The organism is Bacteroidales bacterium (assembly GCA_016707785.1).
In the GTDB taxonomy this organism is placed as follows: domain Bacteria; phylum Bacteroidota; class Bacteroidia; order Bacteroidales; family UBA4417; genus UBA4417.
The window spans coordinates 77814-93382 of the sequence record JADJGZ010000004.1; the positions used below are offsets into that span (position 1 = coordinate 77814).

The following is a 15569-nucleotide window of genomic DNA, read 5'->3' on the forward strand; positions in this document are numbered from 1 at the left end:
TTATTCTTCTTTTGGTTCCTGGAATTGCATCCTTTTACTGCCCGGAGGAAATACTGAGAAATTCAGGTATCGGTAAGGATTTAGCTTCATATCCCTTATGAGTTGATTTAGCTCATTCGATGATTTCTCGAGGTTATTATAAAGCTTCTTATCATTTACAAGCATTCCCATTGAACCTTCACCCTGGTTGATTTTAACCAGGATTTCATCGAAACTCATCATAGCAGTATGCACATCATTCAAAGTATGTGAAATCTGGGCTTTGGCCAGGGTATCACTGATTGCTGAGAAATTGGTAAGGATATTGGTGATATTCTTATCATTTTCCCTGATATTGGCGGTGATGCCTTCAACATTGAAAAGGATACGTTCCATCCTGCTTCTTTGCCCATATACCAATGTATCCAGGTTAAAAGTGGTGTGTTCAATATTGATGATGGTCTGGCGGATATGTTCAAAAGAGGCTTTCAGGTTCTCCCGTGTCTGCGCATTAAAAACGGTTCTTACAACCGTAACCATGGTGTCGAGCGACAACATCAAATCCTCTGCCTTTCTTTTGAGAGGGGCCACCTGACGGTTCACTTCCTCAGTTAAAGTAGCCTGCATTTCACTTCCGAGGGTATCACCACTCATCGCCATCAAGCGGGAATCACCTAAAACCAGCTCAATATTCTTCGTTCCCAGGATATCAGGGCTGAAGATCCGGGCAATAGAATTAGCCGGTATATTGATGGAGCTATAAACCGTAATTTCTACGATGATTTTACTGGAATTGGGGCTTTCGAACTGGATATCACTCACATTCCCTATATTGAATCCGTTTACAGAAACGGGAGCAGCTTCAACAAGGCCTGCTATTTGAGTGTATTTCGCATAATATGTTCTATGCTTCCGGAAAATATCCTTGCCTTTTATATAGTTGATTCCTAAAATAAAAAACAACAGGACGATTATCAGGAAGGCGCCTATTTTTATTTCGCGGCGAATTTTCATTGGTCCGAAGTTAACTGGTGCGCAAAGTTAGTATTATTTTCCCCCCAGCCGTCGGGCTTCTTCATTCGTTATTCTTTTATCCTGGTAAAAAGGAACAACGAATGCATCTTTAAATCCTTTCTTTACCACCTCCAGCCTGTAATCGGATGCTTCTTTGAAGGTACCGAAATTCCCGGCAGTAAATTTATACAAGTTACTCTGGATATACTTTCTCACCTCGTTTAATCCTGCAAATTCGGTGGCATCAATAGGCTTATCGGTAGCAGAAGATGCAAACTGTACGCGATACCATACTTTGTTTTGGGATAGCAGTTCCGACACTTCCTGGCTGGGTGGATTTACCTCTTTTGCGGGTGGAGGTATATCTTGTTTTACAGATGCTGTTAGTGTATTTTCCGGATCCGAAGAAAGGGGAATCATTCTTTTCTCGACTGTACATTTATATTCATGAAGAGCTCTGAAAATAGCCTGAGCCACCTGTTGCTGACCTTTATCAGAAAGTAAAAACTTTTCATCCTTTGAGTTACTGATGAACCCGGTTTCTATCAACACCCCGGGCATAGCCGTTTTATACAACACCAGGAATCCGGCCTGCTTCACTCCCCTGTCGGTAAGGTTCAGTTTAAGTTTGAATTGCCTTTGAACCCTGCCAGCAAAATCCAGGCTTTTATCAAGAAAGGAATTCTGCATCATACTGAAGAAAATGGTTCCTTCGGCGGAATTGGGGTCAAAACCATCATACTGTTCAACATAATCATCCTCCAGCAGGATTGCTGCATTCTCAGCCTTTGCAACCGCAAGATTGGCAGTACTTTTATGAAGCCCCATCACGTATGTCTCAGTGCCGAAAGGCGAAGCAGAAGGATTTGCATTACAATGGATTGAGATAAAGAGGTCTGCTTTATTTTCATTGGCAATCCTGGCCCTTTTATAAAGTTCCACAAATTCATCATTATCACGCGTAAGGATCACCTTCACATCATCCAGGTGCTGATGTATATAATCCCTTAGCTTAAGAACAATGGAAAGAGTAATATCCTTTTCACGGGAATGTTTGCCTAATGCCCCGGTATCATGCCCTCCATGCCCTGCATCCAAAACAATTGTATTCACCTTTTGTGAAAAACTGTTAAACTGTGTGAATAACAACACAATCAGTATAAGAAATGAGAGCAATTTTCGTTTTTCCGACATCCGATGAATTTGTTTAGCTTTGCAGCCGGCACGATGCGGCAGTATCATGTACTTAAGTGATTGATGAGTTGTAGATTGCAGGTTTTTCATTAAAAAATAACCATTATATCAGGCATCCAACACCTATGTTCGTGTCTATACAAAAATAGCCAGTTAACCCAATTATTGAAGGCAGAAGTTTTGAAGTTAGTAACAATGCGATGGTTAATAACCCTGATCCTGGTGGTAACAGCACTTATGCCTGTTATTGCCGGGAACATTATTCCTGATACCCTCGTTAATATCCCTCCTGATACTATCGTTAGTAACGCTCCTGATACATTAATAGTATCCAGGGATTCGATACCATTAAATAAAGGGGGGAAAAACAAGACAGTTCTTGATGGGAAGATTGAATATGCTGCCGCTGATTCTCTCAGCTTCGACATTCAGAAAAAGATGGCTTATATGTATGGTGATGCTGTGATCAAATACCAGGATATCACCCTGAAAGCAGCTGTCATCATCCTTGATTTCAATCGTAATATTGTTACTGCCAACGCTATAACTGATTCAACAGGTAAGAAAATCGGAATACCGGATTTCACCCAGGGCACCCTGAATTTTAAATCCAACTCACTCACCTATAATTTCACTTCCCGAAAAGGCCTGATTAAAGAAGTAATCACCGAAGAAGGGGGTGGATACCTTCATGCTTCTGTCATCAAGAAACTGGATAATAATGTGAGTGAAACCGGGAGTGGGATGTTTACCACCTGCGACCTCGAGCATCCCCATTTTGCCATCAAATATACCAGGGCTAAAGTAATGCCTGGTGATAAAATAGTCACCGGCCCTGCTTTCCTTAGTATTGAAGATATTCCCCTCCCGCTTGTATTGCCCTTCGGACTTTTCCCCAATAAGAAAGGCCGGAGTTCAGGTATAATGATCCCTCGTTACGGGGAATCTGCAAACCGTGGATTTTACCTGGAAGACGGGGGGTACTATTTCGGACTGAGTGATCATTTTGACCTGAAACTTCTTGGTGATATCTATTCAAGAGGGAGTTGGGCCATCAAACCAAATGTTACCTATAAAAAAAGATACAAATACACCGGATCATTCTCTATCAAGTATGCAACCAATGTATTGGGTGTGAGAGGCACCCCCGATTACCAGAAGAATAAGGATTTCTTTATCAACTGGTCCCATCAGCAGGATCCTAAAGCCAGGCCTAATGGCAGGTTCACAGCCAGTGTGCAGGCAGGCAGCAGTAAATTCAACAGCTATAACCCGGCCACTGTAAGCGATTACCTCAATAATAGTTTTTCATCCAGCATCTCCTACGACATGAAGGTGGGCCAAAATGCCAACCTGGTTGCCAGCGCCCGGCATAGTCAGAATACTTCTACCAGGGATGTCACCATCTCACTTCCTGAAGTCTCCTTCGGATTTAACCGTTTTTATCCATTTAAAAAGAAGGTCCAAACAGGAAAACCCGGCTGGTATGAATCTATTAGCGTGACCTACAACATGAATATGAAGAATGAAATCACTGCTAAGGATACCATGTTGTTTAAGCCTGAATCACTCAATCGCTTTGTGTCCGGCATGAAACACACAATCCCGGTAAGTGGTTCTTTCAAAATTCTGAAGTATTTCACCTGGTCACATGGCATCAATTATACGGAACGCTGGTATCCCAAGACCCTCAATAAAACCTGGATCGGTGACAGTACAGTTGTTAACGGCGATACCCTTGCTCCTCATGTGCAGGTAGATACAGTCAGTGGCTTCAAAGCAGCAAGAGACTACAGCTACAATTCTTCCATCAGCACAACTGTGTATGGGCAGAAGAGATTCACAAAAGGGCCGGTTATAGCCATACGGCACGTAATGAGGCCCTCGGTAGGATTCAGCTATCAACCCGATTTTGGACGTTCACAACTGGGATACTATAAAACCGTTCAGATTGACACCCTGGGCAATACCCAGAAATATTCAATATTCGGGGACGGAACTTATTTAAGGACACTTTATGGCTACCCGGGGAGTGGGAAATCGGGGGCACTGAACTTTTCCCTTTCGAATAACCTGGAAATGAAGGTGAAATCTAAAAAGGATACCATCACAGGAGAGAAAAAGGTGATGCTGATCGACAACCTGTCACTTTCATCTTCTTATGACCTGGCAAGGGATTCCATGCGGTGGTCAAACCTGAATGTGGCAGCCAGGACTACCCTCTTCAAAAAAGTGCAGATAAGCTATGGAGCAGGTTTTTCCCCTTATGCAGTGAATGACAAAGGGGTTGCCTATAATAAATTCGAATGGGATGTAAGTAAGAAGCCTTTCCGCTTCCTCAATTCCAATTGGAATTTGAGTGTTGGATATGAGATTAAATCCAAATCGGCAAAACCAAGCCCCGCGCCGCCGGCCAATGCCAATCCGGAAGAAATGGAAGATATACTGGCCAACCCTGACCAGTTTATTGATTGGAATAATCCATGGAACATAAGTTTTAATTATAATTTCAGGTATAATAGTATCAATTTAATCACCGGTGTGAGGCAGAGAAAAGTTGTCCAGACCTTCCAGGTATCAGGGGTTCTGAATGTAACCGAGAAATGGAGGATCCAGGCTCAGACCGGCTATGATTTCGAGAATAAGAATTTTGCTTTTACACAATTCACTATCTATCGGAATCTCCATTGCTGGGAAATGCGGTTTAACTGGGTGCCATACGGTTTCCAAAAGAGCTGGAACTTCCAGATCAATGTAAAATCCGCCGTATTACAGGACCTCAAACTCACCAAGAAAAAAGACTTTAGGGATAATCTGTAATTCTTTGGCCTGCAGTTTGTCAGTGTATAATGTGAATTTTCTATGGTCACGATTTGTGACCTTAGAAACAACAGGAATAATAAGACTGAGATTACAATCGGAAACAGATAATCAAGGAAAGCAGCAGCTCTGGGGAGATGGTATAATCCCCGTCCGCCTGGGAGCGGACACCCTTTGAAAAAAAGGGGGAGGCAGGGCAGTTTTAACCTGACAGGTTTTCGAAACCTGACAGGTTTATGGACCGCAATTTTGCATTTTCAGGATTAATCAGATGAAGTAAGGAAGGAGCAGAGAATGGTGACTCTGGGGAGATCGCATGAATCCCCCGTCCGCCGGGAGGCGGACACCCCCTTTTGAAATAAAAGGGGGACGGCAATTAGGGCAGTTTAAACCTGTCAGGTTTTCGAAACCTGACAGGTTTATGGACCGCAATTTTGCATTTTCAGGATTAATCAGGATGAAGTAAGAAGAGCAAGCGTTTTAACCGGTTGCATTTGGTTCAGGATGAAGTAAGGAAGAAGCAGAGGATGGTGACTCTGGGGAGATCGCATAAATCCCCGTCCGCCTTGGGGGCGGACACCCCTTTGAAATAAAAGGGGGACAGCCTTCTGGCGATTTTAACCTATAAGGTTTTCGAAACCTGTCACAATGTAATCAGCATTTGAAAGAAGCGGGGAGTGGCAAAATAATAGAAAAAGTTGAGCCTTCTCCCGGTTTGCTTTCAACGGAAATTTCACCACCATGCCTTTCGATCATCTCCTTACAGATAATAAGGCCCAATCCAGTACCAGGCTCATTGGCGGTACCGATACTGGTATAATGGTCATTCATATTGAAGATACGTGGTAAAGCATCGGGGTGGATTCCAATACCATTATCTTTTACCTTAATTTGAACACACTTTCTACTGCAACCGCATTCAGTCGTTTTGTGCAATGATTGAAGAGGTTTTATCTCCGAAGTAACAATGATTTCTCCCCTGTTATTAGAAAATTTAATCGCATTGCTCACCAGGTTTTGAATCACTGAGTGGATCATATTCTGATCTGCTTCTATTTCAAGGCCATGTTGCACTTTATTGGTAAGCTGAATACTTTTCCTGATGGCATTGCTATTCAATATTTCCATAACCCCGGAAATTTCTTTGGAGAGATCGAATTTTGAAATTTTGAATTGTAAACGCCCGGATTGCATCCTTGACCATTCAAGAAGATTTTCCAGAAGTGCGTAAGTATTATGGGAAGCATTACGAATATTCTGAATATACTTTCTCACCTCATCCTTTTCCAGGTGCTCATATTCATCCATCAGAAGGTCGGTAAATCCCATCAATCCCTGAAAAGGACTTTTCAAATCATGGGCAATTACGCTAAAGAATTTATCCTTGCTGGTATTCAGTTCTTCGAGTTCCTTATTATATTCCTGTAGTTTTTCTTCAGCCTTTTTCCGACCTGTAATATCACGTGCAATATGCACACTCCCTAGGATCTCTCCATTCTGATCGAAGACGGGAGTAGTAGAAACCAGGAAAACACCGTCCAATAAAGGTTCATATAACTCACCTACATGACCTTTACCATCTTTGAGCATTTCAACATGAGGGCATCCTTCATGGGGATGATGCATTCCATGAATAGTCTCATAACAAAAATGCCCGGCCATGATATTCTCTGTTTTCCCGATTCTTTCCAACATGGCTTTATTAGCCCGGACAACCCTGCAATTTTTATCAATAACAGTCACAAGATCTGGGATGGAATCAAAGATCGCCTCCCAGACCGACTCCGGCAAAGCATGGCTGAGAGAAGAAGGATTATTCATAAAATCCTTATCTGCTGCGTCTTCAGATAAATTATTACTCTCACTCCCGTTCATAAGCATATAATTCTGATTTCTTACAAGTTTTATTGAGCAGTCCAATCATAGCAACAATCTCTTGCAAAAATGCAGAAAAAAATAAAATCGTACTACCAATTGAGCCTAGTTTAGAAAACACAGATTCTATTGTCAATCAAAATCAAGGCTTAAAATATTCAAATACCTTGAAAATACTGATTTTTCCCAAAGAAATCATTATGAATTCTTCTTGATACTCTAGTCTAAATAAACAGTTAGATGACTTGAAAGTTTATTTTGCTGAAGTTTTTTGAAGTTTTAATCTTAAAAGAATAATGAAAATTTAATATTCAGTAAATAGTCCGCTTTAGACATGAATAGCCTAAACTGAAGTTCACAGCAAAAGGGGATTATTCGCTAAGAGGCAGCGTAAATGAGAAGGTTGAACCATTTCCGGGGACACTTTCAACCCTGATTTTACCACCATTCTTCTCCACCATTTCTTTACAAAGGATCAGTCCAAGCCCAGTCCCTGGCTCGTTTGCAGTACCTGCCATGGAAAATTGCCCATCGAGTTTAAATAATTTTGGCATAATATCATCAGGTATCCCGATTCCGGTATCCGTAATGCTTAATTCATACCATTTCCGGGCTTTAGAAACCACTTCTGCGTTTTTGTGGTTACCAGGTTCAGGGGGTAATGCGTACTTTCCTTTTATGGTAACCGTACTATTTGAATTTGAGAACTTGATAGCATTGGTTGCCAGGTTCTGAATTACGCTATGAATCATATTACGGTCGGCCTCAGCCTCTATGCCGGCCGGGACCAGATTCAATAATTTGATGTTTTTGCGAACAGCATTCACATCCAACACCATTACAACTGATTCAATTTCTTCCTTCAGATCAAACTTTGAGGGTCTGAATTGAACTTTACCCGTTTGAATTCTCGACCATTCCAATAAATTCTCCAGTAAAGAGTAAGTATGATAAGAAGCGGTTCGTATATTCTGCAGATACTCTTTTACCTGGTCTGTGCTTAATTCATCAATATCTTCGTACAACAGGTCAATAAAACCAAGTAAACCACCAAATGGATTTTTCAGATCATGTGCCAGGATACTGAAGAACTTATCTTTACTTTGGTTGATTTCACGAAGCTCCATATTATATCCCAGGAGTTGCTCTTCTACCTGCTTTCGTTCCGAAATATCCCTGCCAATCGCGATAACTACATCTCTTCCAAAATACCTTCCTCTGTTGAGTACAATATCTTTTGGAAAGACTTCTCCGTTTTTACGAATGCCCCACCATTCAAACTCCTGTGTTTCACCATTGAAAGCTTTTATAATAGACTGAAAAGTAGCTTCATGGTCATTTTTTTCAGGTGCTGACAACATTTCAATATTGCTGCCAATCATGTCTTCCCGGTTATAGCCATACATCCGGGTAGCTCCGGTGTTTACGTCAATAAATACCCCATCAGGTGCCAGAATATAGATTGAATCAGTAAAGAAATCAAATAACTCCCTGTAATTCAAATCATTTACTTCTGATTTAACATTCAACCCTACCCTGCTATTTTCCAGAGCCATTGCAGATGAAATCATGGAGCAGAACTCCTTATCATCACCCTTTAATTGGAAATTGAAAGTAAATACAACTACAATCTGGCCCAGGATTGTCTGTCCTGATTTAACAGTAATACCAAGAATTGTGCGTATCCCGTATTTATCAATGAGTTGTGGATTTACCTGGTAATGAGGTGCAAGCTGTGGTTTGGGCAGAAGGATAAAATCGTCAGGGTTGCTGTTGAATTGATCCAGGGCTATGTTACTGACCTGGTCGGGAGTGAAATCCTTCATGAAAGGTGATTGCCATGAAGCAAATGGTATTGAGGCACCATTCGAGATTTTGTTAAAACTGCAGGCAGATGCTCCCAGCATTTCACCAAGCAGGGAAACGAGACGATTGATATTCATTGAAGGTTCAGATGTGAACCCGAGAAAGGTCTTATTAAACCGGCTAAGCCTGATATGATTCTTATTGGCTGATTCCTGAAGGGCAACCTGGTTTGAAATATCACGGAAAGTTAGCAGCACTCCGGAAATGCTAACATTATTTTGCTTGACAAGACTCATTGTTACTTCGCAACGGAAAGCCTCACGGCCTGCCTTTCGCACCATGAACTGCCCCGACAATTTTTCCTGGGTTCCATAGGTGAGTGTATTAAAGCCTAACAGTGCCCTGTCGATATCCTCATGGGCAAAGAAAGAAATATAATTGCTGCCATTTACTGCTTCAGAATCAAGAATTCCGGTCATATCAAGGAAACCTGCTGAGGCCATCAATATACTACCGGAAAGGTCACATAGTAAGGAAGGGTCAGGTATAGCATTGACTAATGAATACATTGCCCGCTCTTTATCCATATTGCCGGAGTGAATATCCTTCATCTCGTCAACTGGTTCAACCATGTGCAGGCAACCTGTAAAACTCCCATCAGCGGCATAAAGGGGAATTGCTTTGACCAGGGCTTTCCCAAAGTTTTTATCTTCAACAATAGAAGTTTGAATAGATTTCTCCCCGTTTATTTTCATCAGCGGACAATCAGTAACAGGGGAAGTAGATTGATGCATAACTTCGTAGCAAGGTTTCCCGATATACTGGGAAGGACTTCCTCCAAGGAAAGCAGCTAATGCTTTGTTAATTCTTTGAATTTTGAAATCAGGGGAGATGAATGCAATATAACCTGGTGAAGCATCAAAAACATGCTCCCAGGTTTCGTTTGAAAGTAGTATCCCCTGGCCGACAGAGTCAGCTAGATTCGGGATAATCATGCTTTCAGAATTCTTCTCCTCACTCTGATGTTGCATAATCCCTATTGGGTTCGTAAAATTACAAACTTGCCATTTAAAAAGCCTGGCAAGCTGGTGGGTTTTTTCACTCGTGCCATCGAAGAATCAAATAATATGCCAACAACCAGAATTTGTCAGCAACCAATTAATACTCATTATAAATAATATAGGTATGACTTGCTCTGTGTTTCAATAATAACTTTATAACCAGACGAATTATCAAAAAAAATAATTCAATAATATATACAAATCATTTCAACTAAAAACAAACTAAATAAGATTTCTGCAGACAAAAGACTGCTGAACTCCAAATTCATTTTAGAAAAATCCTTTCATTTACGGGACAAACAGCGGCAGGTGAAAAGAAAATGTAGAACCTGCGCCCAGTTCACTTTCTATTTTTAGTATTCCGCCATGTTTTTCTACCATTTCCCTGGTAAGGAGTAATCCTAAGCCTGTACCGGTTTCTTTCTCAGTCCCGGGAAGCGTAAACGGACGGGTAAGAGAGAATAGCTTGGCTTGATCTTCCTTACTGATCCCTATTCCGGTATCAGTAACAGAAATTTCTGCAAAACTACCGGTACCAGGTGAGTCCTTAATATCAACACTAATGCTTATATTTCCATTTGAGGGCGTAAACTTGATTGCATTCATCAGTAAGTTGTGCATAATTGACAGGAACATATTCTGATCAGCAGTCACAACAATTGAACGATCAATCAGGTTTTCAACCTGGATTTTTTTTCGGTAGGAAAGGCTGAAGAGTATGGTAGCAGCAGCATCAACCTCAACTGCCAGGTGAAGAGGAACCGGGTTATAGATCATCCTGCCTGTTTGAAGCCTCGACCATGCAAGGAGGTTTTCAAGCAAGATCAATGAATTTTTTGCCGTATTTCTGATGATTCCGACATAATCTCTCATCTCATCTTTCGACAATTCATCAAATTCTTCAAGCAGAAGTTCTGAGAAGCCTATCAGGCTATTGAATGGATTCTTAAGATCATGAGCGATAATGGAATAAAATTTATCCTTACTGGCATTCAGTTCCTGCAATTCTTTATTTACCTGTTCCAGACTTCGGGTGGTAAATCTTTTTTCACTGATGTCGCGTGCAATACCTTGTATTCCTACAGGTTTATTATCCTTAAACATGACCCTGGCCTGGATTTCAAGGATTACAGATTTCCCGTTCTTTTCAAGGGTTTCAATCTCAAATGGACCCACTTTACCTTCAATCATTAATTTATCGGTATTCCTCTTAGCATCTTCAATAACCTCTGGTTTGATCAGGCTATAGATATTGATCTTGCTGATTTCTTCAAGCGGAATACCGATGACATCAAGCATTACTTTATTGGCGTTGGTAAAATTGCCATTCAGATCTGTTGTAAAAATATGATCGTTTGCATTATCGAAAAGATCATGGTATTTCCTTTCACTTTCCTTGAGCCTGGTCTCAGAAAGTTTTATTTCAGTGATATCATGAATGGTTCCGACTATATATTTCTTCCCGGTAGTCCCTTCTGTATATAGGCGCTTATAAGTAATGATATTTCTCTCTGTTCCATCGCTCCACATAATAGTTTCCTCATTCACATTGGAACCATTTCGCAACACAAAGGAATCCTTTTCCCAAAAAATATCCGCTTGTTCCCTCGGATATAGCTCATAATCCGATTTTCCAAGCAAGCTTTCCCTGGATTGCCCCATCATGGCAATGGCGGAGTCATTCAACATGATCCATCTGTGGTTTTCATCTTTCACAAAGAAAGGCTCTTGCATGGTATTGATAACAACATTGAGAAAATCAATTTGTTGTTGACTTTTCTCCTCTGCTTTCTTTATCCGTGTAATATCTCTTACATTACAGATTACCTGGCTCACCTGACCTTCTTGATCAAAAACCGGCACGGCACTGTAAAGCAGAAAACTTTTCTTCCCCCATTTACTAAGATATTCCGATTGACCATTTACTACTTTCCGTTCCCTGATGCTGGATTTCAGATTCTCACTAATCCCTGCATTCACAATATTTTCAAATTCGAACATATTGATCATCCGCGTAGGTTCAGAACCTGGTGAGCCTAAAATATCAAGTAAAGCCTGGTTTACCTCGAGAATATTGCCCTGGGTATCCATCAACAGGATACCAGTTGGCAGATAGTTTACTAATGTTCGGTATTTTTCTTCACTCCTCCTGAGTGAATCTTCAAGCATTTTAGGGGCTGTGATGTCCCGGGTAATAATAGTAATCTTGTCGGGCTTTCCTTCTGTATCAAATATGCATTGACTCACACTGTCAACCCATACTGTATGGCCTTGCTTGTGGATCAACCTGTATACAGCCTTTACAACTCCCCTGGTTTTTTGAATTTTTTCGAGGGAATCATTTACAATGCCCATATCTTCAGGATGTATGGTATGATAAGCTCCTAACCCCATCAATTCTGTTACCGAATAGCCTAGAATTTTTTCTACTGATGGAGACACATACAGGAAGGAACCATCCATCGAATGCAAGGTGATAACATCCCCGGCATTTTCAATGATGATCTTTAGTTTACAATAATCGGGATCAACCACACCTAATTCAATGGTATCACTTATTCTTTCAAAAAAGCAAAACCAGGAAACCTGAGTGGAATTGTCACCACCTGACTGTATATAAAACACATTAACAGGAACTCCATTCTCAACCCCTTCCATATAAAGTTCACCCTGGCCAGACTCGATTTTGCCGGATGAAGCTCCCTGAAGGGCAGTCCTGAGCCAATCATTGCCAGGCAATGAAAAAATATCTGATCCAATCAGCAATAATGGGGAAGAAAACCAATCGGTAAAATGTTCACTGCATTGAACGATAGTGCCACTATCTTGAATAACTAAAAAAGCTGATTCCCGGAAGCGTCTTGCAAGTGTTAATTCAGAGTGATGAATCGAGTTTTCCGAGAATAGGTCATCCTGTCTTTCCATATTTACTATTTAATAATTGCTTTCCCAACTTTCCTTTAATTGCAGATACAACAAATTCAGAGTTGTCCTTTTCATTCAAAAAATTCTTCTACACAAAAAAATAAGTTCGATAAAAATGTGAATTTCTTTCATCATGATAGTTTGGCACTCATGAGGATTTCATTAAGTAAATTTACAATAATACTTTTCAGTTTGAATCATCTGTCTCAATTTCTTTTGTTATTTTTTCATTATCCAATTCCTAAAGGCGAGGCTATGCAATATGTCTCCATTTTTCGATAATTTTACCACAAAATTAGATGCCATGAAGAAGATCATATTCACTGAAAATGCACCAAAAGCCATTGGCCCTTACAGCCAGGCCGTTGAAAGCAATGGGATGCTGTTTATTTCCGGACAGGTGCCTATTAATCCGCTAACAGGAGTTATTGTTGAAGGGGGAATTAAGGAACAAACTGAACAAGTCATGAAAAATATTGGATCCATACTGGAAGCAGCAGGATATAGCTTTGATGATGTGATTAAATCCACATGCCTGTTAAGTGACATGGATAACTTTGCTTCTATGAATGAAGTTTATGGCAGGTATTACCCTGAAAAGAGCCCTGCACGCGCAGCTTATGGTGTGGTCCGGTTGCCGCTGGGAGCTTTGGTTGAAATTGAAACCATCGCTGCAAAATAGAATCCACCACATTTCTTATCCCAACTTAAAATTCATTTTCCCGCATGAAAAAATCATTCTTTTTAGCCTTTATTATCCTGCTGGCTTTTGCACACTCTTTAAAGGCAGGTGAAGGCATGTGGCTTCCTCATTTATTAGGACAATTGAACGAAAAACAAATGAGGGACATGGGGATGCGAATTACTGCAGAGGATATTTATAGCATTAACCACTCTAGTCTGAAAGATGCCATCGTCATGTTCGGAGGCGGTTGCACAGCTGAACTGGTCTCAGACAAAGGCCTCATCCTTACAAACCATCATTGCGGATTCGGCAATATTCAGAGACATAGTACACTGGAACATGACTATTTAACAAATGGTTTCTGGGCACAATCCCTGGCAGAAGAGCTTTCAAATCCCGGGTTGAGTGTCACATTCCTGGTTAGGATGGAGGAGGTTACAGCGCAAGTATTGGAGGGTGTACTTCCTTCCTTCACGGAAAATGCCAGGCAGTCGATGATTAGCAGGAATAGCGAAAAACTTACATCTGAAGCTATCAAGGGAACTCATTACAAAGCTTCAGTAAAATCATTTTATGAAGGCAACCAGTTTTATATGTTCATTACTGAAGTTTTTACGGATGTCAGGCTTGTGGGTGCCCCACCTTCCAATATCGGCAAATTTGGGGGTGACACAGATAACTGGATGTGGCCCAGGCATACAGGTGATTTTTCAGTATTCAGGATTTACGCTGGGAAGGACAATAAGCCGGCGGAATACTCAAAGGAAAATGTCCCCTATGTGCCCAAAAAGCATCTGACAATATCAGTTAAAGGAGTTAAAGAAGGTGATTTCACATTTGTTTACGGGTTCCCTGGTACTACTGAAGAGTATTTGCCTTCACATGCTATTGATCTCACCGTGAACATTAGAAATCCCCTGGCCATTCAAATGAGGCAGGAAAGGCTCTCAATTATCGACCAGGCGATGGAATCTGATCCGCTTATCCGGATTCAGTACGCAGCTAAAGCAGCCGGTATTGCCAACTACTGGAAGAAAATGATCGGCGAAAGCAGGGGAATTAAGAAACTGGACGGAATCGAAAAAAAGCAAGCCTTTGAATCTCAGTTCACGAACTGGTTAAATACGGATCCTTCCAGGAAATCAAACTATGGAAATCTTCTGACTGCTTACGCTGATGCCACAAATGCTGTTAAGCCTTACCAGGAGGCATACACTCTCTTGCTGGAAGGAGCACTCGGTGTGGAGATCATCAGGTACTCCTATGGTTTCAATAATCTTGTGAAATTATGCCAGGATCCGGCCAAAACAGAAACTGAAATCCAGCAGGCCGTAGACAAACTGAAGGCAGGTGCTGAAGGTTATTTCAAAAACTACCAGGCGGCTGTGGATGAAAAAGTATATGCTTCATTAATCAGTATCTGCGTGAAAGAATGTGACCAGGCCTATCTTCCGGAAGCCATTTCCGCTGGTATGAAAGCATTTAATAATGATACAAAAGCCTGGGCAGCAAATATCTTCGAGAAAAGCTATTTCTCTGATAAGACAAAAGTGTTGCTCCTCTTGAACAGCTTCAAAAGAAAGGATGTAAAAAAAATACTCCGGGATCCGGCCTTCCAGGTTGCTGCTTCGGTTTACAGCATGATTCAGCTGAATCTTGCCCCCAAAGTGAGCACTTACTATACTCTGACGGATAGTCTTCAGCGGCTTTACATGAAAGCCCAAATGGATATGCAACCTGAGAAGGTGTTTTATCCTGATGCCAATTCTACCTTAAGGGTTGCCTATGGAAATGTAAAGGGCTACTTCCCTACTGATGGCGTTGAATATCACTGGTTCAGCACATTAGATGGCATTATGCAGAAAGAAAACCCGGAAATCTATGATTATGTGGTAGAACCCAGGCTGAAAGAGCTTTATCTTAATAAGGATTATGGCCCTTATGCCGATGCTGACGGCACCATGCATGTTGCATTTATAGCAACTAACCATACCACAGGTGGAAATTCAGGCAGCCCAGTGCTGAACGCAGACGGGGAGCTTGTTGGAATTAACTTCGATCGTTGCTGGGAAGGCACCATGAGTGACCTGATGTATGATCCTGACCAATGCCGGAATATTACACTGGATATTCGATACTGCCTATTTATCATTGATCGTTTCGCAGGGGCATCCCACCTTATCAATGAATTAAATATTGCAAGTCGCTGA

The 15569-nt window shown here is 41.2% G+C and carries 8 protein-coding genes; 3 read left to right on the forward strand and 5 right to left on the reverse strand.

The genetic code is table 11. The features are described from left to right. Both IPH84_03750 and IPH84_03755 read right to left on the reverse strand, forming a co-directional pair. Window positions 1-993, reverse strand: a complete 993-nt coding sequence (locus IPH84_03750; protein ID MBK7172349.1) for an MCE family protein — start codon at window positions 991-993, stop codon at window positions 1-3. A gap of 33 nt (window positions 994-1026) precedes the next feature. Further along, window positions 1027-2277 carry an N-acetylmuramoyl-L-alanine amidase gene (locus tag IPH84_03755; GenBank protein MBK7172350.1) on the reverse strand — a complete coding sequence of 417 codons (1251 nt, stop codon included), beginning with the start codon at window positions 2275-2277 and terminating at the stop codon, window positions 1027-1029. Window positions 2278-2382: 105 nt separating this feature from the next. On the opposite strand from IPH84_03755, the gene IPH84_03760 reads away from it, so the two are divergent. Continuing rightward, the gene (locus tag IPH84_03760) at window positions 2383-5007 is read left to right on the forward strand and encodes an LPS-assembly protein LptD (GenBank protein MBK7172351.1); all 2625 of its coding nucleotides are present in this window, start codon (window positions 2383-2385) and stop codon (window positions 5005-5007) included. Between the two features lie 654 nt (window positions 5008-5661). Here IPH84_03760 and IPH84_03765 read toward each other — a convergent pair. The 3 genes from IPH84_03765 to IPH84_03775 form a co-directional block, all read right to left on the reverse strand. Beyond that, on the reverse strand, window positions 5662-6888 hold the full coding sequence (locus tag IPH84_03765; GenBank protein MBK7172352.1) for a PAS domain-containing sensor histidine kinase: 1227 nt from the start codon (window positions 6886-6888) through the stop codon (window positions 5662-5664). A 365-nt stretch (window positions 6889-7253) separates the two neighbouring features. Further along, window positions 7254-9719: a PAS domain S-box protein gene (locus IPH84_03770; GenBank protein MBK7172353.1), complete on the reverse strand. Its 2466-nt coding sequence runs from the start codon at window positions 9717-9719 to the stop codon at window positions 7254-7256. A 318-nt stretch (window positions 9720-10037) separates the two neighbouring features. Continuing rightward, a complete protein-coding gene (locus IPH84_03775; GenBank protein MBK7172354.1) occupies window positions 10038-12674 on the reverse strand; it encodes a PAS domain-containing sensor histidine kinase in 2637 nt (878 codons plus the stop codon). Window positions 12675-12978: 304 nt separating this feature from the next. Between IPH84_03775 and IPH84_03780 the strand changes: the two genes are divergently transcribed. Together IPH84_03780 and IPH84_03785 are read left to right on the forward strand one after the other, a co-directional pair. Then, window positions 12979-13356, forward strand: coding sequence for a RidA family protein (locus tag IPH84_03780; GenBank protein ID MBK7172355.1), 378 nt, complete (start codon window positions 12979-12981; stop codon window positions 13354-13356). A 44-nt stretch (window positions 13357-13400) separates the two neighbouring features. Beyond that, the gene (locus tag IPH84_03785) at window positions 13401-15569 is read left to right on the forward strand and encodes a S46 family peptidase (GenBank protein MBK7172356.1); all 2169 of its coding nucleotides are present in this window, start codon (window positions 13401-13403) and stop codon (window positions 15567-15569) included.

What these genes read in the sequence shown, in the direction of transcription:
- IPH84_03750 (MBK7172349.1), bottom strand. Translation starts at nt 993, where the DNA reads ATGAAAATTCGCCGCGAAATAAAAATAGGCGCCTTCCTGATAATCGTC.
- IPH84_03755 (MBK7172350.1), bottom strand. Translation starts at nt 2,277, where the DNA reads ATGAAAAACCTGCAATCTACAACTCATCAATCACTTAAGTACATGATA.
- IPH84_03760 (MBK7172351.1), top strand. Translation starts at nt 2,383, where the DNA reads ATGCGATGGTTAATAACCCTGATCCTGGTGGTAACAGCACTTATGCCT.
- IPH84_03765 (MBK7172352.1), bottom strand. Translation starts at nt 6,888, where the DNA reads ATGCTTATGAACGGGAGTGAGAGTAATAATTTATCTGAAGACGCAGCA.
- IPH84_03770 (MBK7172353.1), bottom strand. Translation starts at nt 9,719, where the DNA reads ATGCAACATCAGAGTGAGGAGAAGAATTCTGAAAGCATGATTATCCCG.
- IPH84_03775 (MBK7172354.1), bottom strand. Translation starts at nt 12,674, where the DNA reads ATGGAAAGACAGGATGACCTATTCTCGGAAAACTCGATTCATCACTCT.
- IPH84_03780 (MBK7172355.1), top strand. Translation starts at nt 12,979, where the DNA reads ATGAAGAAGATCATATTCACTGAAAATGCACCAAAAGCCATTGGCCCT.
- IPH84_03785 (MBK7172356.1), top strand. Translation starts at nt 13,401, where the DNA reads ATGAAAAAATCATTCTTTTTAGCCTTTATTATCCTGCTGGCTTTTGCA.